At 37.8% G+C, this 24,508-nt stretch carries 22 protein-coding genes; 14 read left to right on the forward strand and 8 right to left on the reverse strand.

What is annotated here, in order from left to right:
- Window positions 1–243: 243 nt before the first annotated feature.
- Both IM793_RS12115 and IM793_RS12120 read right to left on the reverse strand, forming a co-directional pair.
- A complete protein-coding gene (locus tag IM793_RS12115) occupies window positions 244–894 on the reverse strand; it encodes an NAD(P)-dependent oxidoreductase (RefSeq protein WP_193421640.1) in 651 nt (216 codons plus the stop codon).
- A 73-nt stretch (window positions 895–967) separates the two neighbouring features.
- Window positions 968–1,378 carry an Rrf2 family transcriptional regulator gene (locus tag IM793_RS12120; RefSeq protein ID WP_132400714.1) on the reverse strand — a complete coding sequence of 137 codons (411 nt, stop codon included), beginning with the start codon at window positions 1,376–1,378 and terminating at the stop codon, window positions 968–970.
- Window positions 1,379–1,544: 166 nt separating this feature from the next.
- Between IM793_RS12120 and IM793_RS12125 the strand changes: the two genes are divergently transcribed.
- The 6 genes from IM793_RS12125 (at window position 1,545) to IM793_RS12150 (ending at window position 9,771) form a co-directional block, all read left to right on the forward strand.
- Complete coding sequence (locus tag IM793_RS12125) at window positions 1,545–3,452, forward strand: ABC-F family ATP-binding cassette domain-containing protein (protein WP_193421642.1); 1,908 nt, start codon at window positions 1,545–1,547, stop codon at window positions 3,450–3,452.
- Between the two features lie 382 nt (window positions 3,453–3,834).
- Window positions 3,835–5,112, forward strand: a complete 1,278-nt coding sequence (locus IM793_RS12130) for a DUF5103 domain-containing protein (protein WP_193421644.1) — start codon at window positions 3,835–3,837, stop codon at window positions 5,110–5,112.
- A gap of 387 nt (window positions 5,113–5,499) precedes the next feature.
- The gene (locus IM793_RS12135) at window positions 5,500–6,465 is read left to right on the forward strand and encodes an SUMF1/EgtB/PvdO family nonheme iron enzyme (protein WP_193421646.1); all 966 of its coding nucleotides are present in this window, start codon (window positions 5,500–5,502) and stop codon (window positions 6,463–6,465) included.
- A gap of 33 nt (window positions 6,466–6,498) precedes the next feature.
- The gene (locus tag IM793_RS12140) at window positions 6,499–7,818 is read left to right on the forward strand and encodes a Gfo/Idh/MocA family oxidoreductase (protein ID WP_193421648.1); all 1,320 of its coding nucleotides are present in this window, start codon (window positions 6,499–6,501) and stop codon (window positions 7,816–7,818) included.
- A 10-nt stretch (window positions 7,819–7,828) separates the two neighbouring features.
- The gene (locus tag IM793_RS12145; RefSeq protein WP_193421650.1) at window positions 7,829–8,824 is read left to right on the forward strand and encodes an FAD:protein FMN transferase; all 996 of its coding nucleotides are present in this window, start codon (window positions 7,829–7,831) and stop codon (window positions 8,822–8,824) included.
- A gap of 20 nt (window positions 8,825–8,844) precedes the next feature.
- Window positions 8,845–9,771, forward strand: a complete 927-nt coding sequence (locus tag IM793_RS12150) for a hydroxypyruvate isomerase family protein (protein WP_193421652.1) — start codon at window positions 8,845–8,847, stop codon at window positions 9,769–9,771.
- 131 nt (window positions 9,772–9,902) lie between these two features.
- Here the strand turns inward: IM793_RS12150 and IM793_RS12155 are convergent, their stop codons facing one another.
- The 3 genes from IM793_RS12155 to IM793_RS12165 form a co-directional block, all read right to left on the reverse strand.
- On the reverse strand, window positions 9,903–10,196 hold the full coding sequence (locus IM793_RS12155) for a GIY-YIG nuclease family protein (RefSeq protein ID WP_193421654.1): 294 nt from the start codon (window positions 10,194–10,196) through the stop codon (window positions 9,903–9,905).
- A 125-nt stretch (window positions 10,197–10,321) separates the two neighbouring features.
- Window positions 10,322–10,498: an alpha-amylase domain-containing protein gene (locus tag IM793_RS25140; RefSeq protein ID WP_193421694.1), complete on the reverse strand. Its 177-nt coding sequence runs from the start codon at window positions 10,496–10,498 to the stop codon at window positions 10,322–10,324.
- 13 nt (window positions 10,499–10,511) lie between these two features.
- Complete coding sequence (locus tag IM793_RS12165; RefSeq protein WP_370629782.1) at window positions 10,512–12,158, reverse strand: alpha-amylase; 1,647 nt, start codon at window positions 12,156–12,158, stop codon at window positions 10,512–10,514.
- 489 nt (window positions 12,159–12,647) lie between these two features.
- On the opposite strand from IM793_RS12165, the gene IM793_RS12170 reads away from it, so the two are divergent.
- Complete coding sequence (locus IM793_RS12170; RefSeq protein ID WP_121287055.1) at window positions 12,648–13,169, forward strand: acyl-CoA thioesterase; 522 nt, start codon at window positions 12,648–12,650, stop codon at window positions 13,167–13,169.
- Between the two features lie 71 nt (window positions 13,170–13,240).
- The gene (locus IM793_RS12175) at window positions 13,241–14,422 is read left to right on the forward strand and encodes a cation:proton antiporter (RefSeq protein WP_193421656.1); all 1,182 of its coding nucleotides are present in this window, start codon (window positions 13,241–13,243) and stop codon (window positions 14,420–14,422) included.
- A 177-nt stretch (window positions 14,423–14,599) separates the two neighbouring features.
- On the opposite strand, the gene IM793_RS12180 is transcribed toward IM793_RS12175, so the two are convergent.
- The 3 genes from IM793_RS12180 to IM793_RS12190 all read right to left on the reverse strand — a co-directional run bounded on the left by IM793_RS12180 (window position 14,600) and on the right by IM793_RS12190 (window position 16,840).
- Complete coding sequence (locus IM793_RS12180) at window positions 14,600–15,163, reverse strand: hypothetical protein (RefSeq protein WP_193421658.1); 564 nt, start codon at window positions 15,161–15,163, stop codon at window positions 14,600–14,602.
- 533 nt (window positions 15,164–15,696) lie between these two features.
- Window positions 15,697–16,209, reverse strand: coding sequence for a hypothetical protein (locus IM793_RS12185; RefSeq protein ID WP_193421660.1), 513 nt, complete (start codon window positions 16,207–16,209; stop codon window positions 15,697–15,699).
- A 226-nt stretch (window positions 16,210–16,435) separates the two neighbouring features.
- The gene (locus IM793_RS12190) at window positions 16,436–16,840 is read right to left on the reverse strand and encodes an EVE domain-containing protein (RefSeq protein ID WP_193421662.1); all 405 of its coding nucleotides are present in this window, start codon (window positions 16,838–16,840) and stop codon (window positions 16,436–16,438) included.
- Window positions 16,841–16,996: 156 nt separating this feature from the next.
- On the opposite strand from IM793_RS12190, the gene IM793_RS12195 reads away from it, so the two are divergent.
- From IM793_RS12195 to IM793_RS12220, 6 genes are all read left to right on the forward strand, one after another.
- The gene (locus IM793_RS12195) at window positions 16,997–17,497 is read left to right on the forward strand and encodes a DUF2004 domain-containing protein (protein ID WP_193421664.1); all 501 of its coding nucleotides are present in this window, start codon (window positions 16,997–16,999) and stop codon (window positions 17,495–17,497) included.
- Window positions 17,498–17,796: 299 nt separating this feature from the next.
- Complete coding sequence (locus IM793_RS12200; RefSeq protein ID WP_193421666.1) at window positions 17,797–18,576, forward strand: hypothetical protein; 780 nt, start codon at window positions 17,797–17,799, stop codon at window positions 18,574–18,576.
- Window positions 18,577–19,024: 448 nt separating this feature from the next.
- Complete coding sequence (locus IM793_RS12205; protein ID WP_193421668.1) at window positions 19,025–19,738, forward strand: hypothetical protein; 714 nt, start codon at window positions 19,025–19,027, stop codon at window positions 19,736–19,738.
- A 320-nt stretch (window positions 19,739–20,058) separates the two neighbouring features.
- Window positions 20,059–20,622 (forward strand): hypothetical protein, encoded by a 564-nt coding sequence (locus tag IM793_RS12210; RefSeq protein WP_193421671.1) that lies wholly within the window; start codon window positions 20,059–20,061, stop codon window positions 20,620–20,622.
- Between the two features lie 217 nt (window positions 20,623–20,839).
- Entirely contained in the window at window positions 20,840–21,493 is a 654-nt protein-coding gene (locus IM793_RS12215; RefSeq protein WP_193421672.1) for a hypothetical protein, read from the forward strand.
- 150 nt (window positions 21,494–21,643) lie between these two features.
- Window positions 21,644–24,196, forward strand: a complete 2,553-nt coding sequence (locus tag IM793_RS12220; protein WP_193421674.1) for an SIR2 family protein — start codon at window positions 21,644–21,646, stop codon at window positions 24,194–24,196.
- Window positions 24,197–24,508 lie beyond the last annotated feature (312 nt).

Consider the following 24,508-nt stretch of genomic DNA (forward strand, 5'->3'; position numbering starts at 1 on the left):
TTTGCCATTCGTTCATTGCTCTGGGAGACTAAGTATAAGTTTCATATACAACTTTGGTTGATGGTTTGATAGCCATGAGTGATCATTACGAATGACCAGTGATCAATTCCCAATGATCCATGCGATAAACATTTCGCCCATCAACCATGAACTATCAAACCATGAACCCAGGCAACCTGCCTGTCAACGAACAAACTTCCTCCCTCATCCATTTTCCATCCCACATCTTCCATTTTCCATCTTTTAGTACGCCGCGGTAAACTGCTCCTGGTGATGTGCTTTATTTTCCAATTCATCAGCAATAACAATCGCCAAATCTTCTACCGATAAAATAGAACGGCCTTCTTCATTAAAAACCGGGCTTGTTTTACCCAAGCGGTATTTTCCGGTGCGGCCAGTGGTGATGCCCTGATGCATCTCAATAGCCGGACTAAAAAACAACCAATCTAATTCTTTCTCTAGTTTTAGCGTATTAAAATAATCTCTTACTGCTGTTGCTCCTGGTTTGTACTCAGCAGGGAAGTTCGGCCCATCCACGATTTGGTGACCTTCAATCTGCAAAGTACCTGCTCCACCAATAAAAACATAACGTTTAACGCCCGATGCTTTTACAGCAGCCTGAATGGCATTTGCGCCCTCTACTGTATCGTTATATAAATTTGGATTGGTCCAGCCTGCGTTAAAAGCACTTACTACCGCATCCGCTCCTTTTAAAACTTCTGCTAATTTTTCCGTTTCTAAAACATCGACAGCGATTTTAGTCACAAGATCATCGGTACTTTCAATTTTGGCGGTATCGCGTGCAATGGCGATCACTTCATTTCCACGACTTACTAATTCGTTCAAAATGGCTTTGCCTACAAATCCGGAGGCTCCAATTAATGCTACTTTCATATTATTTAATTTTTAATTAACTTATTATTATAAAATTGTAATGTTTTTTATTACAGTTATATCCAAAAAAAAATTATTCAAACGCCGAGGCAAAATCTGCCAATGTCTGTTTTGATAAATTGGCGATCAGCGCATTCTCTGCGTTACTGTACAGGGAATCTAAATGCTGATTGATCTGTCTACCGATCGGACATTTAGGATTCGGTTCATTTTTATGTTGCCCCAACACATTGCTGCTTCTAACCGATTGGTACACTTCGCCCAGATTAATATCTTTGGCACTTTTAGCCAGAAATGAACCTCCTCCCTTACCTTCTTTACTTTCAACAAAACCATGTTTGCGTAAATTCATAATTTCCTTGCGGACCAAAACAGGATTAATATTGATACTTCCGGCCAGATACTCTGAGCTCACAACAGCACCTTTCGCCTCATTTAATAAGGTTAAAATGTGTAGGGAGATTGGAAACCGGCTATTGCTCATTCTGTAATTATTTTTATTACAGTACAAAAGTAAGAAGGTTTTATCAGAATCAAAATTTATTTTACAATTTCTAATAACGCTTGGTCACTGCATTCAGGATAGCAGTTTTTCCTATTTGACTTTCCACCTGAAAAAAGCCTTTAAATTTCGTACTTTTGCAGCCGAAATGATTTCAATAAATAATTTAACTTTCCTGATTGGCTCAAGAGCCTTGTACGATGACGCGAACTGGCACATAAAACCTGGCGACAGAGCCGGTTTAATTGGCGCCAATGGAACAGGAAAATCAACACTTTTAAAAATAATTGTAGGCGAATATGCACCTAGTTCGGGTACTGTTTCCATGTCGAAAGACCTGAAAATTGGCTACTTAAACCAGGATTTACTTTCTTATGATTCGCACCATAGCATTTTGCACGTGGCCATGGAAGCTTTTGAGCGCCAAAACCAGTTGCATGATGAAATTGAAGAGCTACTTAAAAAAATCGAAACGGATTATAGCGAAGAGGTTTTATTTAAATTAAGTGATAAACAGCAAGAGTTTGAAGCTTTAGATGGTTATAACATCGAATATAGAGCTAACGAAATTCTGGCTGGTTTGGGTTTTAGCACGGCAGATCAGTTACGTCCGTTAAATACCTTTTCCGGAGGGTGGCGTATGCGGGTAATGCTGGCCAAAATTTTATTACAAACTCCTGATATCTTATTATTGGATGAGCCAACCAACCACATGGATTTACCTTCTATTAAATGGTTGGAAAACTATTTAATGGGTTTTGAAGGTGCCATTGTAATCGTATCTCACGATAGGTATTTCTTAGATAAAATTGTAAACCGTACGGTCGAATCGCGTAAGGGCAAGTTAACGGTATATGCAGGTAACTATAGCTTCTATGTGGAAGAAAAGGCTTTACGTGGCGAAATCCAAAAGGGTGAATTTAAAAATCAACAGGCCAAAATTAAACAGGAAGAACGTTTAATTGAACGTTTTAAGGCGAAGGCGAGCAAGGCTAAAATGGCTCAATCGCGGATGAAAGCTTTAGACAAGATGGAGCGTATTGATGATGTTGATGATGATAACCCAACCGTTAATTTTGCTTTCAAATTCTCCAAACCATCAGGCAGACACGTGGTGCGGATAGAGCATGCCAATAAAAGCTATCCAAATGTGCATATTTTGGACGATGCTGAAGGTGTAATCGAAAAAGGTGATAAAATTGCCTTGATCGGTGCCAACGGTAAGGGTAAATCTACATTATTGAGAATGATTGCCGGCACTGAAAAATTTGAAGGTTTCTGCGAAACGGGTCATAATGTTACTACCACTTTCTTTGCGCAGCACCAATTGGAGTCGCTGCATTTAGAAAATTCAATTTTAGAAGAATTACAGGCATTTGCCCCAAAACATAGCGATACCGAATTACGGAGTATTTTAGGTTGTTTTCTTTTTACCGGTGATGATGTTTTCAAAAAGATCAAAGTGCTTTCCGGAGGAGAAAAATCGCGTGTGGCCCTTGCTAAATCTTTAACAACAGATTCTAACTTCCTGATTCTGGATGAGCCAACCAACCACTTGGATATCCAATCGGTAAACATTCTGATTCAGGCACTGGACCAATTTGAAGGTACTTTTATTGCTGTATCTCACGATAGGTATTTCTTAGATAATGTGGCCAACAAGATCTGGTTTATAGAAGGCGGAAAAATTAAACAATACCCTGGTACTTATGCAGAATATGAGGAGTGGAATAGCAAAAGGGTAATTCCTGCAGCGAAACCTATTCCGGTTAAAATGCCAGAAAAACCAAAAGAAGAACCAAAACCAATTACTCCGAATACGGCGAATCAGTTGAAAAAGCTGAATGACGAACTGCAAAAAACAGAGAAACTGATTACCGAACTGGAGCAGAACGTTAAAAACATTGAAGCAGAACTGGCTGATGAGAATGTTTACGCTAAAGCCGATAAATTAGCAGAAGCAAACAAACGTTATTTAGCAACTAAACAAGAGTTAGATAACAGCCAAAGTAAATGGGAAAGTTTAGCTGCTGAGATTATGGAACTGGAAGGTTAGTTGTAACCCCTATTAAAGCATATTAAGGCCACAGAAATTCTGTGGCTTTTTTTTGTTGCCACGGAAACGCAGAAACACGGTATTATGCGATATATAATTCCCCTCTTTCAGAGGGGTGTCCGCAAGGACGGGGTGTTCAGATGTGCAGCCAAATGTTACCATCTGGCTGATGCATTATATTTAATCGGAGAGTTGTCAACTTTCAGGCCACCTCGCTATTAAAGTTGACAACTCTGAACAAATCAAACTTCCATGAAAAAGATCCCTCCACTACGGTCGGGATGACGATACGCCGGAAAACCTACCGTATTAATCCATGTATCCGTGCCAACCAAACGCTAACCCAATTTTGCCACTTCCCAATAAAACTTTACTTTTAGCCATGCAGAAAATATTAATTCCGGTTTTATTTTTCATCTCTACTTTAGCTTTTGCACAAAACGATACAAAGTTTACCAACGAGAATAAAATTTATCTTCCAAATATTAAAACTGTGCTTTGCTATAATAGTAATAAAGAGCAAAGTTTACCTGTTATTATGCTCAATTCGTCAGAAACAATCACTTTTTCTTTTGATGACTTGCTGGCAGGCACCCAAAATTACTGGTATACCATTGAACATTGCACTGCAGAATGGGAGACTTCGAAAATTTCGAGCATTGATTATCTGGGGAGTTTTAATGACGACCGCATTATCAATTATCGCTATTCTTCCAATACCGCAAGAAAATATACACATTACGAAATCAGCTTACCCAATACTCAAATCCAACCCAAAATTGGAGGTAATTATGTATTAAAAGTCTATTTAGATGGCGACAAAAACAAACCTGTAATTTCGCAGCGCTTTTATATGCTCGATAGTCAGCTTGCTGTATCGGCAGAAGTAAACAATTCTATGCAGGTAGAAAACAGGAACTACAAACAAAAAATCAACTTTACCATTAACCATGCTTTCCCCATCCCTAACCCCTATCAGGATCTAAAAGCGGTGGTGATGCAGAATTTTAATGCGAATACCATTCAGGTTAATACCAAACCAGCCTTTGTACGGCCAAACCAATTGGTTTATAACGACCTCAATACGAATGATTTTTGGGGAGACAACGAATTTAGGAAATTTGATACGAGGAGTTTGCGTTACAAGGCAGATAATGTGAAGGATATTTATCGCGATAATCAATCCGTAAATGTTATACTTTTCCAGGATGCATCCAGAACTGTAGGTGCATTTGCCAACCAGTACGATGAAAACGGAAACTTTTTTATCCGTAATACCGACGGGCGCGACGACAAAACACAAGCAGAGTATATGAGTGTTTTATTTACTTTAAATGGCTCGGCACCCAGCCCTAACGGCGATGCTTATGTTGTTGGCCGGTTTAACAATTTTACCATGAGCAATGAAAATAAACTCCTCTACGATGCCAACAGGAAACAATTTTATGGCAATGTGATCTTTAAACAGGGCCTATATGATTATGAATATGCCTGGTATAATAAAGATACCAGGGTAATGGAAACCAAACCTTTCGAGGGTGCATTTTTCCAGACCGAAAACAGTTATCAGATTTTCGTTTATTACCGCCGCCCGGGCGCACGTTGGGATACGCTGGTTGGTTTTACCAATTTAAGCAATAAAGTTTCAGACAGAAGGTAAGTCAGCTTGCAATGATGATGCGTCAAAATGCAAGGGAATATAAGCTTAAATGACCTCATATTTGTGCTTTAGTTTGGGTTATTTGTCGCCTTACATGAACGGTCGTCACCCTGAACTTGTTTCAGGGTCTTTATAGCAAGGCGGTTTAACAGGAAAGATGCTGACCACGATTAGCTAAGATCAACTTAAAAATCTTCTCTCCAATTAGATTCTGAAACAAGTTCAGGATGGCGATAGCTTTAATTGTCAACCTGACTTTTAATATTGCAATACTTACCTTTATTGTTACATAAATTTTCTTTGTTTTGAATGTGGTTTTTTACTTTAGTGTTTCAGAAAGCTAACCAGATAAACACCTAGAGAATTAAGTGTATCTAACCAAAAATTATGTTTAAAAAATTAATTGCTGCAGCATTAATAGCCTATCCCTGTGCACATATTTCAGCACAAACGCCTGGTGATTCGTACACACAACCCATTAATGGAACAAAATTAAAATTCGATATGCAAGCTATACCAGCTGGCAAATTTAAAATGGGAAGTAAAACAGGAAAACCAGATGAACAACCTGTTCATGAGGTCAAACTCGATGCTTTCTGGATTGGAAAACATGAAGTAACCTGGGATATTTTTGAGCCTTTCCTGTATCGCGATTATGAAAAACAAGCCAGTACAAGCGCTATTCCTGCTGAAGTAGATGCCGTTACCAGGCCCACAAAACCCTACCTCGATATGACTTTTGGTATGGGTAAAGCGAACCAGCCAGCAGTAGCCATGACACAATATAATGCCATCCAATTTTGTAAATGGCTTTATATGCGTACGGGTGTTTTTTATCGCTTACCAACAGAGGCAGAATGGGAATACGCCTGTAAAGCCGGAACCGAAAGCAATTATTCTTTTGGTGAAGATGCTACTAAACTAGGCGATTATGCCTGGTATAAAGATAACAGCGATAACAAAACACACCAGGTAGGGCAAAAAAAACCAAATCCATGGGGTTTATTTGATATGTATGGAAACGTTAGCGAATGGACATACGACCAGTATATCGCTGACTTTTACAGTCAAAGCAAAGATAAAACTGCAGAAAACCCGGTGGCAGTGCCCGAAAAACTCTACCCAAATGTAGTTCGTGGCGGCTCTTATGATGAAACACCAAATAATTTAACCTCAACAGCCAGATTGGCTTCCGATCCATCGTGGAAACAATTAGATCCGCAGATCCCGAAAAGCAATTGGTGGTTCCCTGAAGCTCCTTTTGTAGGCATGCGACTGGTACGCCCTGTAAAAACGCCTTCAAAGGCAGATATAGATGCATATTACAATAAACAACCGATAAAAGACTTTTAAAAACACAACCCTAACCAAAATAAAATTAAACACATGAAAAAACCAATTAACCAACAAGATCGTCGCGATTTTCTAAAAGCAACAGCCATGCTGGCCGGAGGGGCCATGTTAAGCAGCATTCCACTGGCTGGAGCATATGCATCAGGATCTGATACCATAAAAATTGCCTTAATAGGCTGTGGCGATCGTGGTACCGGAGCAGCTTTCCAGGCCTTGAGCACTAAATTTAATATTAAACTGGTTGCCATGGCCGATGCTTTTCAAGATCGTTTAGACAGCAGTTACCAATCTTTAAGTTCGAAATTTGCGGCAAAAATGGATGTTCCGAAAGAACGCCAGTTTGTAGGTTTCGATGCTTATTTAAAAGCCATTCCATTAGCTGACGTAGTGCTGTTAACCACGCCTCCGGGCTTCCGTCCTATCCATTTCGAGGAAGCAGTTAAACAGAATAAACAAATTTTCATGGAAAAACCTGTTGCTGTAGATGCACCAGGTATCAGAAAAGTATTGGCCGCAGCCGAAGAAGCGAAAAAGAAAAAATTAAACGTTGTAGTAGGTTTACAGCGCCGTTACCAGACCAACTATCGTGAATCGATGAAACGCATTAACGACGGCGCCATTGGCGATATCATGTCGGGCCAGGTATATTGGAATAGCGGGGGCGTTTGGGTACGTCCGCGCACAGCAAATCAAACCGAAATGGAATACCAAATGAGAAACTGGTATTATTTCAACTGGTTGTGCGGCGATCATATTGTTGAACAACATGTACATAATATCGATATTGCCAACTGGATAAAAAACGGACATCCGGTTTCGGTGCAGGGAACAGGTAGCCGTGCCTGGAGAACCGGAAAAGACTATGGAGAGATTTATGATAACCACTCTATCGAATTAACTTATGCCGATGGTGCCGTAATTAATAGCCAGTGCAGGCATTTTGAAGGCATCAGTAACCGCGTAGATGAAACTTTTCAGGGTACAAAAGGCAAAATTTATCTTTCCGGCAGCAACCAGGCCATTATGAAAGATTACAGTGGTAAAGAATTATATAACCACAATACCAAAGGAAATGCAAATCCATACCAAACAGAGCATGATGAACTGTTCGATGCGGTTTCTAAGGGAGAATATAAATTCAGTAATGTAGACTATGCTGCAACAAGTACATTCTCGTCAATTATCGGTCGTTATGCTACTTATTCTGGTCAAACCATTAAATGGGATGAAGCTTTAGCGTCGAACATCAGTTTAATGCCTGAGCGTTTTGCGTGGGATGCGAACCCAAAATTAATGCCTGATGAAAAAGGACTATATCCTATTGCCATGCCCGGCCAAACCAAGGTGATCTAAAATTAAATTGATGCGTTACAGGTTTTTGCTTTTCATTCTACCAGTAATATTTGCTTTCTCCCTGAAAAAAGAGCTGAAGCAATATAAAATTAATGGTTTTGCGCAGGGAACCGATTATGCCATTATGTACTATGCTACTGATAGTTTAGCTACTAAGGCTGGTATAGATAGTTTATTGAACGAAATTGATTTATCGATGTCGCTTTACAAAAAGGGATCATTGATAAATCAATTTAATGTTGCCGAAAAAGAAATTAAAACCGATCGTTTTATAAACGACGTGCTAAAAAGGAGTTTCGAGATCAATCAGGATACAAAAGGCATTTTCGATATTACGGTTGCCCCACTGGTACAAGCCTGGGGTTTTGGGCCAAAAGAGGCTAAAAAAGAACCCGATCCGGCAGTCATTAAATCGATATTGGCCTGTGTTGGCATGAGAAACCTGAAGTTAAAGAATGGTTTATTAAGCAAACTAAAGCCCTGTATACAAATCGATTTAAATGGAATTGCCCAAGGTTATAGTGTCGATTTAATTGCCGCTTATCTTGAACAAAAAGGAATTAAACAATATGTAGCCGAACTGGGAGGCGAAATTCGGATTTCAGGACCTAAACCCAATGGCGAAACCATGAAAATTGGCATTGAAGGTCCGGATAAGGATGGAACGCCGGTAATCAGGCATATCGCTGCGATAAATTCTGGTGCAATTACCACTTCAGGCAACTACCGCAAATTCCACCAGAGCGGCAAGAAAAAAATTTCTCACCTGATCGATCCTAAAACCGGCTATCCTTTAAATAATGAAATGATTAGTGTAACGGTATACGCCAAAGATGCCATTACAGCCGATGGATATGATAATGCCTTGATGGCCATGCATCTCAAAGATGCCATGGCTTTCGTAGAAAGCAGAAAAAACCTTGAGGCTTATTTTGTGTACCATCAAAAAGATGGCAAAGTAGCCGATACGCTAACTACAGGATTCAAAAAATTAATTATACGCTAATATCTGTTAAAACTAAACCGATGAAAAGAAGTGAGTTTATAAGAAATAGCCTGCTTACAGCTGGTGCCATTACTACAGGAGCAGGATTTACCAATACTTTTGCTGCCGAAAAAACAAATGATACATTAAGCGATAAAACTTTTAACCTCGATTATGCACCGCATCAGGGCATGTTCCAAAACCATGCAGGCAAAAGCTTTTTAGATCAGATCCAGTTTATGTACGATAAAGGTTTCCGTTCCATAGAAGACAACGGTTACCTAAACCGCCCTGTAGAAGAACAGGAAAAAATTGGAAAACTTTTGGCAAAATTGGACATGCGCATGGGTGTTTTTGTGGTAGATGGTGGTGATAACTGGAAAACCTCTTTAACCACAGGTAAAAAGGAGTTTAAGGATAAATTTGCCGAAACCTGTAAAAAATCGGTGGAAGCTGCAAAACGCTGTAATGCCAAATGGCTTACTGTAGTGCCTGGGTTTTATGAACGCAACTTGCCTTACGGCAATCAGTTTGCCAATGTAATTGATGCCATGCGGGCCGGAGCCGAAATTTTCGAACCTCATGGCCTGATTATGGTTTTGGAAACCTTGAGCGATACGCCGGAACTTTTCCTGCAAAAAACAAATGAAACCTATGCCGTTTGTAAAGCGGTTAAAAGTCCTTCGTGTAAAATTCTTTACGACATTTACCATATGCAACGTACCGAAGGCGACTTAATTAAAACCATCGACCGCTGCTGGGATGAAATTGCCTACATCCAGATTGGAGATAATCCAGGCAGGAAAGAACCTACAACCGGAGAAATTAATTATAAAAACCTATTCAAACACCTGAATACCAAAGGCTACAAAGGCGTAATGGGTATGGAGCACGGCAATTCTAAAGGCGGAAAAGAGGGTGAATTGGCAGTTATTTCTGCGTATAGGGCTGAGGATAATTTTTTATAGATAGATCATATTGGATAGGTCATCATTTCCAGGCGCTCCGTCATTCCCAACTCGATTGGGAATCGTAATGCATTATACCGGGTTTTAGGATTCTCATCTTTAACAGATAAAAAATGGGTTACGTTAAAAAGTCACAAGTCCTCATTAAACAAATCTAACCATTGAGGATTATTATCGCTAATCAACTTAATTTTCCAATCCCTATTCCATTTCTTTAATTTCTTCTCTTCAGCAATTGCCTCCTCAATGCCAGGATAGAACATAAAATATACGAGCTTTATACAATTGTATTTAGCTGTAAATGAAGTTGGATATCTTTTGCATTTATGATCAATTACTCTTGAGTGTAAGTCAGAAGTAACACCGATGTAATAAACCGTGTTAAAGGCATTTGTCATAATGTAAACACAACCACCGCGTTCCATGTCTTAAAAATACATTATTTCTGGTAAGATTTATGCCCTAAATAAAAGGAAGTTGCTTTAAGATTCCCGTCTGCACGGGAATGACGCGTGGATAGATATTGAGCCTGGGCATGGAATTGACAATCCTACCCCACTTTCAACACCCACACCGATACACTGCCGGCATTGCAATGAAACTCTGCCCAACCATTTTCATCAATAACTACTTCCTGCTGGCGATAGCCTAAGGCATCAACAAAGGTTTTTCCGGCAAAGTGTTTACCAATTTCCCCGCCGTGGTCTGTGTCCCCACAGACCAGAATGTTATCTCTTCTCCTACCCCACTTTCAACACCCACACCGATACACTGCCGGCATTGCAATGAAACTCTGCCCAACCATTTTCATCAATAACTACTTCCTGCTGGCGATAGCCTAGGGCATCAACAAAGGTTTTTCCGGCAAAGTGTTTACCAATTTCCATTTTTTTAAATCCTTCTTCTCCTGTACTCAACAATACGGCTAAACCACTATTTTCATGCTCTTCATCACCGGCACGGGTCCATCCTACACAAATGCCATGGTCAAAATAATCACGTTGCTCACCGTAGGCTAAGGCTGTACGGATTTTACTCATCGTTTCAACCGCAGGGATGGCCACTAGCTCAACATGTACCTCTTCACCCTCTTTATCTTTATCATCATAAATCCCTCCATACAGATCAGGAAAGAATAAACACGGAATGCCTTGCATACGCAACAAGATCATGGCATACGCTAAAGGCCTGAACCAAAAATCGACATAAGATTCCAGCGCCTGCAAAGGTTGCGAATCGTGATTATCAACAAATGTTACCGCCAGATCGGGCTTTACCTGTACCAGCGTTCCATCAAAAATCGTCCGCATATCAAATTCCTCGTTCTTACTCGCCAGGAAAAAATTATGGTGTAACAACGAATCAAATATTTGTGTCCTCCCGCCGGTAATTTCAATATAGTTCAATTGCCCCGCTATATCCACCACATTCCAATCCTCGGCCACAATAAAAAACTCCCTGTTAAATTTTTGGTTCAGGTGATCGATCCACTCTACAATAAAATCAGGATTGATGTGTTTAACCGCATCTAACCTGAAACCGTCTACCTTAGTGGTTTCCACTACCCATTCGCCCCAGTATTTTAATTCTTCAACTACAGCCCTGTTGCGGTAATCGATATCATTGTACATCAGGTAGTCGTAATTGCCGAATTCAGTAGATGGAACCTCTTCAAAACCTTCACCTAAGTGGTTTTGGATCGAATAAATAGCTGTTTCCTTTCTATCTTCGGCCCAGTCTACCCCACTAAAACACTCATGATTCCATATAAATTCAGAATATTTACCTTTTCGCCCGGGGAAAGTAAACTTTGTCCAGGCTTCTATTTCGAAAACATCGCTGGTAAATTCATTTCTATCATCAGGATTTACCGTTCTAACAGCTATTTTCTCCAGTTCATCACCACCAGCTTTGTGGTTAAAAACCGCATCGGCCAAGGCTCCAATTCCATTATCGTGCAGTGCTTCAATTGCTTTGATATATTCGTCTTTAGAACCATGTTTGGTACTTACACTTCCTTTCTGATCGAACTCGCCCAAATCGAACAGATCATAAACCGCATAACCAACATCATAAGCCGCATTGTTCGATTTATACGCTGGTGGCAACCAAACGGATGTTACGCCAATTTCTTTTAAATGACTTGCTTCAGCAGCTACTTTAGTCCATAAATTTTGTTCTTCGTTATAATACCAATGAAAAAATTGGATCAGGGTCTGGTTTTGCATTAAATTCGATTTTTTTGTATGGATAACATGATAGCTGATGAATTTGTTTTTGGATTGAAGATCTTCACAAGTTCTTTCCCGCTGATCTCGCTGATGCCCGCAGAAAAACAACTTAAATCTGCGAAAATCTCTTGAATCTTCGGGAACAATCTCGCGCACGCTTTTCCCGCTGATTTCGCCAATGCTCGCAGAAAAACAAAATAATAAGAGCCTGTTTAAAATTAACTAAAATTTATTTCGTATGTCAGTCTGAGCGTAGTCGAAGACCATTTGAACGCATTAATAAAGCAATCGACTACGCTACCATTGACAGACTCCCAAAAAAGGTCGTCATTGCGAGGAGGAACGACGAAGCAATCTATCATGCTAATGATCCTTGCTATAAAGATTGCTTCGTCGGCTGAAAAAGCCTTCTCGCAATGACGATCCCTCGGAGAGATTTATTTCCATTAAATTCTACTGTCACTCATATTGATAAAAATTTAAACAGGCTCTAAATCTGCGAAAATCTCTTAAATCTGCGGGAACAATCTCGCGCACGCTTTTCCCGCTGATTTCGCTGATCCCCGCAGAAAAAACATCTCCTAAATCCACCAGAATCTATTTGCAATACAATCTTACCCACATTTTAACTACTTTTGCCCTTAAATGAGTTTAAAAAAGAAATTTGCCAGAGAAAGTTTTACCATTATGAACGAATTGGTATTACCAAATGATACCAATACCTTAAATAACCTGATGGGTGGGCGCTTGCTTCACTGGATGGATATTGCAGCGGCAATTTCGGCTCAAAAACACTGTAACCGTATCGTGGTAACCGCTTCGGTTGATAATGTTTCTTTTAAACAGCCTATTAAATTAGGTGATGTCATTACCATCGAAGCCAAAGTAACCCGTGCCTTTAATACCTCGGTAGAAGTTCGTTTAGATGTATGGGCTGAGAATATTCCAAGTGGTGCACGCCAAAAAAGTAATGAGGCTTATTATACCTTCGTAGCACTAGATCAAAGCGCCAGAACCATACCTGTACCAGAACTTATTCCGGAAACGCAGGAAGAAATTGATTTGTTTGATGGTGCACTGCGCCGCAGACAGTTACGTTTGGTTTTAGGTGGCAAAATGCATCCTGATGACGCCAGCGAACTCAAGGCACTTTTCTTTAAAGCATAATTTTTACGTTAAATTCCTTTTCAGCTTAACATGATTGTTTTATTTTAGCGGTCTACCTTACGCTGAAAAATATGACAACTTATACCATTCTTATTATTTTAAGCGGATTAGTAATATTCTCTTATCTGTTTGATTTAGTGGCGAGTAAAACCAAAATACCATCGGTTTTATTGTTACTCCTTTTAGGTATTGGTTTACGTTTACTGGTCGATAACCTAAAGATACAAACCTTCAATTTCCTATCTATTTTGCCCACATTGGGTACTGTAGGCCTAATTTTGATTGTTTTTGAGGGCTCGCTCGAACTTAAATATGATCAGCATAAAAATAAGATCATTAAAAGTGCTTTTTTTTCGGCCTTAAGTATTTTACTCGGTACCACCAGCGTAATTACCACCATTATTTACCAGATTTCGCACCACGATTTATATACCTGTATTGCCAATGCCATCCCTTTCAGTGTAATCAGTTCGGCCATTGCCATTCCATCGGCCGCAGCTTTAAACAATAAAGATAAAGAGTTTGTGATCTACGAATCCTCCTTCTCTGATATCCTGGGAATCATCATTTTTAATTTCACCATTACCAACCATTCGGTTACTACCTCCGCATTTATCGGCCTGGGTTTAAGTACCTTTCTCATCCTTTTACTATCGGCCATTGCCTGTGTGGTATTGTTGTACATTATGGGCCGGTTGGTACACCACATCAAATTTTTCCTGATTATAGCCATACTCATCCTGGTTTATGCCATTGGTCAATCTTACCACCTCTCTTCGCTGGTGCTGATCCTGAGCACAGGTTTATTCCTGAACAATGCCGATACCATCCAGAACGTTTGGTTCAGGAGTATTTTTCTATACAAGAATTTAACGGCCGATTTATCGCAGCTTTATCAGTTATCGGCAGAAAGTGCCTTTATCCTGCGGACTTTCTTCTTCGTGATCTTCGGTTTTACCATGAACATCGGCGAACTGAACAATAAGATTGTATTGGCCAATGGCTTTTTCATTCTGATCACGATATACCTCATCAGGATGCTCTTCCTTAAAATATTTAAAAAGGATACTTTAGGCCCGATTTTATACATCGCCCCCCGCGGACTGATCAGTATTTTACTTTATTTCAACCTGCCCGCCTCACTAAAAATACAGGAAGTGGGTACGCCGTTTTTATTCCTCGTGGTATTGGGCTCGAGTATTGTAATGACGCTGGGGATTACGTTGAGTAAGAGAAATAGTGTGGTTCATTAGTTCACTGGTTCATTGGTCATTAGTCATTAGTTGATTGGGTTAATCGTATAAGCTGGTTAATGGTTTATTGGTTGATAGTTCATGGTTGATAGCCTGAAGCCATAGATTAACAACTTCGGACTAAAATAGGTTTATCGACTATAGACTTCAGACTAAGGACTTCGGACTCCCCTAGCGCTAAGGATTAAACGTAGAAGAAATAGATTTCAGCTGGTGTAATTCGGCCAGCACATTTGGATTGGCCTGGTAATAAATGGAGTAATAACCGAGTTCGTTAAACTTATTTTTATCTATCTTATTAAAATTAAACCGTGCAAGGTTCGGATTAATGGCATGGATGGGCAATGCAACAGCATTTGCCATTGCGGTAAAAACCACAGAAAATACGGTGGCTGCCGCGTCTTCCCTCAAACCCGGCTCTTCCTTACCCCATTTATCAACCATTTTACCAGCTGCATTCATTTTATACTCTTCTGCCCTATCTTCACCGATTTTAATAAAACTCATTCCTTTATAACCTTTTTTAACCGTACGGATCTGTGCGGTTTTAATTTCATTGATGGGAACGGTAATAAATTCGCCATCATGATTCAGAATCACATTTACCGAATCAAGTTTATATAAAATCCCTTTGTATTTTTCATTTTGGGTTTTCAGAATAGCGATGTAAGGTTTAACGCTTTGAGCCTTTGCTAAGCTTAGAGAAAAGAAAAAGATGAGGGTAAAATAGAAAGTTTTCATGTTGAGGTATTAAGAGACAGTTAAATTTAATACAATATTTTAATATTTAACATTTCTGTCACGGTGAGAGCTTAAAAATAAACACAAATGACAGATAATTTTTATTGCAGTGATTTTTGAGAGGAAACGTCATTGCGAGAAGGCTTTTTCAGCCGACAGCCTGCCCCGATTTTCGGGGAAGCAATCTTACAACTATCGCTAGTAGCGACCGCATTAATTAACCCTACCATAGACAGAATCCATTAGCACGGTCGTCATTGCCGCGCATGCGGGAATCTTAAAGCGCTTGCATTACGATTATTCATAAGTTTCACTTGTTTTAAAGGCATTCATGAGCACTCCGTGGTTCCCAATCGAGTTGGGAATGACGATCTCACGCAGCCTACTATTTTGCCAAAAAGATTTGTCTTTTATATTGATTTTATGAAACAATTACTCCTCAGGATGACAATTTCTCGCGTATACCAACTTCATTAATTAATGATTAATTGTTTAAATCGATTAATCCACTCCAAACGCCAAACGCTTGGCGCCTAAGGTCTATCAATATAGTAAGCTTTAGCGTATATCTCCAATTTTTTATACTCAGTGGCAAACAATTTTTCATCTTTATTGATCTTCAAAAACATTTTTTTAGCCTTAAGTTCGGCTATAAGGCCATAAGTTGTGCCTACTGCTGCCCCTAAAGTTGTAGCGGCCAAAAATGCTGCAAGTTGTTCGTTGCCAGATCCATTGTTGTTATCTGTAAATGCCAAAGAACCAATTGCTGCGCCAGCAAGCGTCCCGATCAGAAATCCTTTACCTGTATTGATGCCTTTTTTCTTTAAGCGGATGCTGATGATATTTTTAGCACGAAGCATGATGTAATTCCCATAACCATCATTCACAGCAACACCTTCAGGAGAAATTTTCTCCAAAGTACCTTTTACAACAGGTAAAGAATCTGAAACTACTTTTACTTGGTAATTAATAAATTCCTGCGCCTTGGTTTCGCTAAGAAACAGATTAGCCACAAAGAAACAGAGCGATAAAAAGAAAATTTTCATTGGAGAGCGGTTATTTGGTTAATTGTATAAATTGGTTCAGTAGTTCATTTGGTTCATTGTGCTGATCGTCATCTCGACTGTAGCGCAGCGAAATGGAGAGATCTATATAGACAGATTATATCGTCAGTTGTTTAAACCGGTTAATCCACTCCAAACTATACCCCCCCGTTCAATAGACTCCAAACTTCCGAGTAAAGACTTTGGACTACAGACTAAGGACTTCAAACTACGCCCCCATTTCCAGAATTTTATCAAATTCTTCTGCTTTTAATGGCATTACCGATAAACGTCCTTGTCTAACCAATGAAATATCTGTTAAACTTGGCTCAGCCTTGATCTGCTCCAGCGAAACCGGGTTTTTCAGGCTTTCTACAGGCGATAAATCAACCACTACCCAGTTGGCATCATCAGTAGTTGGGTCCTGATAAAACTCCCTCACCACTTTAGCAATACCCACCACGTTTTTCCCTTCGTTACTGTGGTAAAAAAGCACCAGATCGCCTTCTTTCATGGCTTTCAGGTTATTACGGGCCTGGTAATTACGCACACCATCCCAGAAGGTACGACCATCTTCATTAAATTTTTCCCAACTGTATTTAAAAGGCTCTGATTTTACTAACCAATGGTTCATCTTATTCTTTATTTAAGGCTCAAAACTAACAAAACAGAACGGATTAGGAAATAGGCTGGTAAGAATGAGTTTTCAAAATATTAAAAATTGATTAGTTTTTCGGAATATCATTTTCAATGAAAATTAATATCTTGTGGATATAAATTAACAACAAAAATGGCAGAATACGCTTTACCATATTTCGGAAACTTACAGACAGAAAATTTAGAAGAATATTATGATGTTGATATTGAATTAAATGGAAATGAAATTCAAGTAGACCTTAACTTTGAACACCAGACGGTTGACACATTAATACTGGACAAAGTAAAAAATTTCATTGAAAAATTAGAAAAATTTGACAAGCTGAATAAGACATATATTCTCAATGACTATAATGACGAAGATGGCGACACCGTAAAATTTTACTTAGAACACCATCTTGAGGAACTTGATAAAGAAGAGCTTACAAAGCTTGTAAACTTTGACGACACGATAACAGAACCTGAACAGCAACTTTTGTCGAAATTGAAATTAGTTAGAGTTGGTCTTTATCCTGATAATGAAGATAACTTCGCCATTTTTGACTACTCAATTGGAAAAGATATAACAAATTATTTGGTAGTAATAAATACTGATGAGAACGGACAACTGGACTATATGACAATGGAAAGCTAAATACCTACTGCCACCATCCATTACTAACGCAAGTCTTAGCGTTTACGCTAGTGGGCTGAATGACTTGCGCTTACCAGAGATTTAATTGACGGATTTTTAAGCACAAGTCTGGCATCTACTTTGGCCAGGCACGCTAAGACTTGCGCTAGAAGTGGCGAAAAAAGGCTACTTAGTAGAATCTATTAAAATCAAGTGAAATTGCTCACATTAGCAACGCTTATTAGAATTGATAGTTTCGTATATTTAGGAGTTGTCTGCAAGTCTACGACAGTGGCATAATAAAATTTTACACCAAAAAAATGAAAATAATTTTTGACTCAAACGTTTGGCAAATTGTAACAATACCTCAAGATTTCCCAACAGAAACATCTCTAAGTGATTTTGAAAAGATTAATCATGCAATTATTGACAAGACAATAGAACCCTTTTTATCTGAGACAATATTTACTATAGAAGCGATTAAGAAGATTGAGAGACAAGACTTCTTTTCCTCAACCAAGCCCAAAATTGTAATTAAAGAAAAAGCAAATGGAAATTCTATTTCATTAGATTTCAATATTGGACCAAATGAAAAAGATTCAATTGACTTCGATGAGAGACCAATTCTTAAGAAATATTTTGATGAAGCAATAAGATTAGGATTTAAGATCACTCGTCTTCCTAGAATTGGGGGGCTTGTAAATAATGAAGTTGATGCTGTACGGTATAAGCAGCATGACTCTAATCTTTCACAATATTTAGACAAAGTATTTGAAGTTGTTAGGAAAATTGAAGATGCAGAAGCAGGAATGACACAAATCAAAAATATTGGAGAACAATATGGAAATCAGAATTGGATGAAGGGCTTGAAAAGTTCTCCTGAAACAGACAGGAATAAAATAGCAAAAGCTGCAGCAGAATGGGCAGATGGTGATTCAGTCGCAATTTCAGTTGCATTAAACTGTGATTTTTTTTGTACGAGAGATCAAGCAAAAGGGGCAGGCAGTAAATCAGTTTTGAGTCAACAAAACTTAACGTGGCTTAGAAATGATTATAACTTTCAGACAATTTCACCAGAAGAATTAGCAAAATTATTGTAACTGACAAGATGCCAATAAAGACTTTGACTCAAGTGGACTGAATTTCACTAAAATCGATAAAAATTGCCCCCTCAATGGCATAGGAAATAACTTTTTGAGGGCAAACTTCTCCAGAACACTCCATTAAAAATATCCTATACTCGTTACTAGCGCAAGTCTTAGCGTTTAAGCTAGTGGGCTAGATGACTTGTGCTTAGCAGAGATTTAATTGACGGATTTATCAAGCACAAGTCAGGCCTATACTCTGGCAGGGCCACTAAAACTTGCGCTAGATGTGTGAGTCAATTTGATGCTATATAGAATTTTTTACATACTTTTAACTCTAATCTATAAATACGCTACTCTCGTTCGCCAATCTGCCCAGTTCTGGGCCACTATGCGCTACAGTATAGCCCTTATATTTTAGTTGTAAGAAAAATAAACAAACCAATTCTATTAAATAACGATTATGAAAAAAACATTTACCTTTTTAATTGTTCTATTGTCAAGCGTCAATATCTATGCCCAAGAAAATATTGATTTATTGACATACGCCAATACCCAAGACATTAATTTTTTTAGTTCAATTAAAAATGGTGCTAAAGTAAAAGAGTATATAACGGTTAGTAAGAATAGTGTAAAGATGGGTGACACTTTAATATTAGGAACGCCTACTTCTGAAGAAATGAACACCAGGACTTACTCAGGCAGTTATGGCACCAAAGCAAGAGGAGGTGTAGCCCAATCAAGAAGTACTTCTAAAAAAACTTACGAATTCTTACAAATGGGTAGACCTGCTGGGTTTGGAAGTATTATGGCTGCTATGAATGGAAATGCGCAGAGTATGGCAGATAATAGTTTAAAAAATACTTCTGTAATTGTCAATGAAATAATAACATATCATAGGGGCAGTAAAAATAAACCTTTGTACGTCGTTATGGTTTTAGGTGAAATAAATGGTAGAGCTTTTGGCATAAATAAATATTTAAGTGTAATGGATACAGAGTTAGCTATTGAGTCTGGTGAAGTTTTACTGAAAAACAGAAAAATGACTAGAGATGAGGCTATTGCGAAATTAAAAGAAGCGAAAGAATTAATGGAAATTGATATGATGAGTAAAGAGGAATTTGAAAAATTAAAAAAAGAACTTGCTCCAATTATCACCTCTAAACCCCAAGACTAACCCTCGTTATAATGAGATTTTGAAAGATGTAATACCAAAGATTAAAATGAAAGAATTGCTAAAGCAGGGGTTTTATTGATGAGCTATGGACAGACAGGTGCGGCGCTTATCCAATTGGCCAGTCAAACAGATTCTTTCACAACACAAGCCGCAATGATTGATCGACTAGATGAACTGTCCTATCATAATTTGCAGAAGAAATATAAACTTAGCGATGATATGCTTGACAAGGTATCTAGTTTTGCGATACCCTATTGTAAATAGTCTAAAGATCTACCTAAACACTTATTGCCATAATTTAATTAAAAGCCTTACGATACATGAAATCAATAAAAAACCCATTACTAATAGCTATAAGCTGCTTATTTATATCTTGCGGAAGTTCTTCAACAGTTCAAAAGCAAACGCGCACTCTGAATATAGAACGCTACTTAGATTCAATCCAAAATAAATTTAATGGCTACAATACTAATACAGTTATCAAAGATGAATTGAATGAAACCTTGAAGAAAGATTTCAAGAAAGCCATCAAAAAAGGTGTTCTAAAAGATTTGCCATTTAAATTAAATAGAGTTGAGAAGTGTGGCGATAAATACATTTTAGATCTTGAGCATTTGCTAACTTCAAAATATTATGACATAGGGGTACTGAGTAAGGTTGAGATGAGTATTTATGCCATTACTGATGAACAGACTGCAAAATCAATAAAGGAAGGTGAATTCTATTTAATAGATTTCAGGTTTAATGAATATATTACGTTTGACAACAATGATAGATACTGTGCATTAGTTTTAATGTCGCCGTTTATGGGATATTTTGGTGATGAAATACAGTTTGGTGCTATTGGAGGAAAACTAATCAAGATTAATAAATTCACTGAATAAAATTACTAGCGCAAGTCTTAATTTTTAGACTAGCCCCTCGCTGGCGGCACGCGTGCCGCGTGTGCATTTGATACTGGTACATCTTATATTTATTTCACACGCGACACGCGTGCGCCAGCGCATGGGACAGCAAATCATATATAGCACTCATGATATATTTTTCTTGTCGACAACTTAATAGTAATTATATTTGGTATTTAACGCTATCAAAATTAATATGATTCAAAAAAGGCAGGAGACATTTGTTTACATAATTAAGGGAACACAGATTTTCAAAGAAGATATAGATTACATCATTTTAAAATGTCATCAAAAATCAGTCTCTTTGAAGATATCGGATAACGATTACGTTTATGAAAATCTAGAAGAGCTAATAGCTAATAAGGGCAAAACGCCGAATAAAGTTGAGTTAAAAGGAAAACTAGAATCTACTATGTTTTCATCATTGGATATCATTCTAGAACCGAGAAAGGTTTCATTAACAGCTTATGGTTCTGATGATTTGTTTTCATTTGCACATGAATTGAAAGATTATCTATTAGGTAAGGTACCTGTACATTACAGGATTTTAAATCCTCAATTTTGGGGTACACTTACATGGCTACTCATCATGTGCTGGTTGTACATACAACCTACGGGAAATGTTCAGATACGCAATAATTGGTTTCTTTATTTTGCTATCACATTTCTTTGTGTGTGGATAATATCATTTGCCAACAGACGGATAAATTTTCGAGTTGTTCTCGTTAGAAAGCATGAGCACGGTTTTTTTAAGCGCAATTCAGATGCACTAATATTAATGGTTATTAGTGCTGTGTTCGGAGCTTTAATAACGTTTTTTTTGACTTTACTGTCAACAAATTCAAAATAATTTGAAACTATTTTCAAACTGAAATAACTAATTTTGCTCTACAACTTATTTTCACACCTTTGTCAGCTTTGCCTTTAAAAAGCAACAAGCGAAATCATTTGTTTTATTAGATGAGATAAACGATTATATTTGATATAAATACATTAACGCATGTTCGATAAAGATGATGAAAAGAGGCTAATTAGGCTCTTATCTAGAAATGATGTTGTACTTTTCTTAGGTTCAGGTTTTTCTTTTAATGTTAAGAATCGGTTAGATAATAATTTTCCTACTGGTGCCAACCTTTCTAAAGCAATTTGGGATTTTATAGGTTTTGATGGAGACTACGACGGAACTTCTTTAACTGAAATGTACCAAGCTTTTGTAACTTGTCCACGGAAGAAAGCCGAAAAAAAGGATTTTCTGGAAAAGCAACTATTATCTTCACCAACAGGGATACCAGAATTTTATGATAGTGTAGCAGTGCCGTATTGGTACAAAATATATACCCTAAATATTGATGATGTTTTAGACAGAATCTACAAAAGAGTAAATAAGCAAGTCGATACTTTACAATATCCAGTACATGAATTTAAAGAAAGAGATCAGTCGTTAGGAAAAACTCAGATAATACATTTAAATGGCAAATTACCAGAAGATCCGGAGAATTTAATCTTTTCGAATTCACAATACGCGAAAGCATCACTCGCTCATCAACCATTGTATGCTCAATTTGTTTACGATTATGCAGTTAAAACAACAATTTTTGTTGGTACAGACTTGAACGAACCTATTTTCGAAAGTTATCTTGAAGCTAGAGAAGCTCGAATGAAAGTAAAAGAGCGAAGACCAAAATCGTATTTGATTTCGCCATCACTTGGTGCAGTTAAACAGATGAACTTTCGTGATAGATATAATGTTCATTACATTAAAGGATATACAGAGGATTTTTTGAAATGGCTTACACAAATATCAGATAGGTTACCGTCAAAAGAGGACATATTAAGGATAACATTTCCAAAACTAGTGCAGATGTTGAGTATTCCTGATCTTACATCTGCGGAGAAAGAATCGTTAACTGCATTCGCTTCGGGATTTGAAAGAGTGCCAGTGGATTATGAGGTAAAAAATGTTAGATCTGCTTTTCTTTTGGGGGCCACGCCAATTTGGAACGATATTTTTAAAGACCTCGATATTCCTCGCACAATAACAGAAGGTATTTTTATCGAGGTTAATAATTATTTAAAGAATAACGAGAATAAAGCAATAAAAATAATCAATCTGCTAGGCACAGCAGGCTCTGGGAAATCAACGATTTTAAAGAGATTGGGGTTAAGGTTATCGCAAGAGGGACACACTATATTTCTTTCCTATACAGACTACATTCCAAATATTAATCAAATATTTAATGCTCTACAAATAATTAAATCTAAAACAGTTCTCATAATTGACAATGCAGAGAATGTAATAGGATTATTGCCAAAATTAATTACTAATCTGAACCAATTAGATAATCCGCCAGTGTTAATACTTGGTAGTCGAATGAATACCTATAAAAAGGTAACACGGATTATGCAAGATGAACTAGATTACAAAAGTTTGTTACTACCTGATTTAGATGATCAGGAAATACATGATCTAATTGACAAACTAGATTCTAATAATCTACTTGGGGTAATCAAAGGTTATACTACTCTGAATCGATTTAATGCGTTTAAACATACTGCAAGAAAACAAATTCTTATTGCCCTAAAAGAGGTTACGAGTGGACGTTTGTTTGAGGACATTATTGCAGACGAATATGATAAAATCGAACCACACGAAGCTCAAATTCTATGTGTGTGTGTCGCCTTAAATACTGAAATTGGTTACACAAATTCTCGGCAAGATTTTGTCGGTTTTTCTAAGGATTCTCCAGCAACTGCCCTAGATTATTTGGAAAGCACATTACATGGCACAATTATGTGGGTAGGTAATGGAGAAAAATTTATGATAAGACATCGATTATTGGCCGAGCATATCATAAAAATCTGTTCAAATCTCGATACTCTTAAAGATGCTTACATCAGAGTTTTATCAATTTTAGCCCCAGAGTTAAAAAATATCAACTTTGCAAGTCGAAAGTTTAAATTATACAAAGCTTTGATAAATCATTCTAGTCTTTATAATAGATTTCATAGAGATATTGATCATGCACGCGAGGTCTATGATTCCGTATCAGAATTCTTTAACGATGATTTTCAATATTGGCTTCAGTACGGTTGCTTAGAATTAGAGGGTTCCAAAGGCAATGTTGACTTAGCTCAAAACTATCTGGGTCAAGCGGAATCATTAAATGGAAATAATCAACACATACAAAATGCCATGGCAACATTGTACTATAAGAAAGCCAATATTGAAACTGATTTCCAAAAAGCGATTGAATATAAAAATATTGCTGATGAAATAGCAAATAAGCTTTTCGCAGATCATGGTAGAGATAACCCATATATATATCATATTTATTGCAAAGGCAGATTTGAGTTTCTCAAGAAGTGGATAGAAGATAGAACTGATAAAATAACTGAACTTAAACATTTAATGCAAAGAGTTCAAGGAGCCTTAAAAGCTTATCCTTTCGATGCAAAACTCGATGAACTCAATTACAATTTAACTCGCAGTTATTTTGTTTTAGGAACAGATGGAGAAAGTTTTGATATCGATATTCCGAGCAGATTGGATTAAAACTTGCGTTTATTTTAAGATTCTATTACGGGAAGGACAATAAAGCGACGGCAGATATAAGCAGTTAAATTATTGTCCTTTAGAATTTAAACCTCTCGCTGGCGCACGCGTGCCGCGTGTGCATTTGATACTGATGCATCTTAAATTTATTTCACACGCGACACGCGTGCGCCAGCGCATTGAACTGCAAGCATAAAACCTACCAACTGCAAGTATAATGTTATTAACTGCGCTGATATAACTATCAACTGCAAACATAAACCTGCCAACTGCAAGTATAATGTTGTTAACTGCAAACTAAAAGTAACCTAC

The sequence above is a fragment of the Pedobacter sp. MR2016-19 genome (assembly GCF_014947265.1).
In the GTDB taxonomy this organism is placed as follows: domain Bacteria; phylum Bacteroidota; class Bacteroidia; order Sphingobacteriales; family Sphingobacteriaceae; genus Pedobacter.

Bases quoted from the DNA above. Each gene is read 5' to 3' on its own strand.
- IM793_RS12195 (WP_193421664.1), top strand. From the start codon at position 16,997: ATGGCAGAATACGCTTTACCATATTTCGGAAACTTACAGACAGAAAAT.
- IM793_RS12190 (WP_193421662.1), bottom strand. From the start codon at position 16,840: ATGAACCATTGGTTAGTAAAATCAGAGCCTTTTAAATACAGTTGGGAA.
- IM793_RS12215 (WP_193421672.1), top strand. From the start codon at position 20,840: ATGATTCAAAAAAGGCAGGAGACATTTGTTTACATAATTAAGGGAACA.
- IM793_RS12205 (WP_193421668.1), top strand. From the start codon at position 19,025: ATGAAAAAAACATTTACCTTTTTAATTGTTCTATTGTCAAGCGTCAAT.
- IM793_RS12135 (WP_193421646.1), top strand. From the start codon at position 5,500: ATGTTTAAAAAATTAATTGCTGCAGCATTAATAGCCTATCCCTGTGCA.
- IM793_RS12115 (WP_193421640.1), bottom strand. From the start codon at position 894: ATGAAAGTAGCATTAATTGGAGCCTCCGGATTTGTAGGCAAAGCCATT.
- IM793_RS12140 (WP_193421648.1), top strand. From the start codon at position 6,499: ATGAAAAAACCAATTAACCAACAAGATCGTCGCGATTTTCTAAAAGCA.
- IM793_RS12130 (WP_193421644.1), top strand. From the start codon at position 3,835: ATGCAGAAAATATTAATTCCGGTTTTATTTTTCATCTCTACTTTAGCT.
- IM793_RS12210 (WP_193421671.1), top strand. From the start codon at position 20,059: ATGAAATCAATAAAAAACCCATTACTAATAGCTATAAGCTGCTTATTT.
- IM793_RS12180 (WP_193421658.1), bottom strand. From the start codon at position 15,163: ATGAAAACTTTCTATTTTACCCTCATCTTTTTCTTTTCTCTAAGCTTA.
- IM793_RS12145 (WP_193421650.1), top strand. From the start codon at position 7,829: ATGCGTTACAGGTTTTTGCTTTTCATTCTACCAGTAATATTTGCTTTC.
- IM793_RS12120 (WP_132400714.1), bottom strand. From the start codon at position 1,378: ATGAGCAATAGCCGGTTTCCAATCTCCCTACACATTTTAACCTTATTA.
- IM793_RS12170 (WP_121287055.1), top strand. From the start codon at position 12,648: ATGAGTTTAAAAAAGAAATTTGCCAGAGAAAGTTTTACCATTATGAAC.
- IM793_RS12200 (WP_193421666.1), top strand. From the start codon at position 17,797: ATGAAAATAATTTTTGACTCAAACGTTTGGCAAATTGTAACAATACCT.
- IM793_RS12150 (WP_193421652.1), top strand. From the start codon at position 8,845: ATGAAAAGAAGTGAGTTTATAAGAAATAGCCTGCTTACAGCTGGTGCC.
- IM793_RS12155 (WP_193421654.1), bottom strand. From the start codon at position 10,196: ATGGAACGCGGTGGTTGTGTTTACATTATGACAAATGCCTTTAACACG.
- IM793_RS12175 (WP_193421656.1), top strand. From the start codon at position 13,241: ATGACAACTTATACCATTCTTATTATTTTAAGCGGATTAGTAATATTC.
- IM793_RS12185 (WP_193421660.1), bottom strand. From the start codon at position 16,209: ATGAAAATTTTCTTTTTATCGCTCTGTTTCTTTGTGGCTAATCTGTTT.
- IM793_RS12220 (WP_193421674.1), top strand. From the start codon at position 21,644: ATGTTCGATAAAGATGATGAAAAGAGGCTAATTAGGCTCTTATCTAGA.
- IM793_RS12125 (WP_193421642.1), top strand. From the start codon at position 1,545: ATGATTTCAATAAATAATTTAACTTTCCTGATTGGCTCAAGAGCCTTG.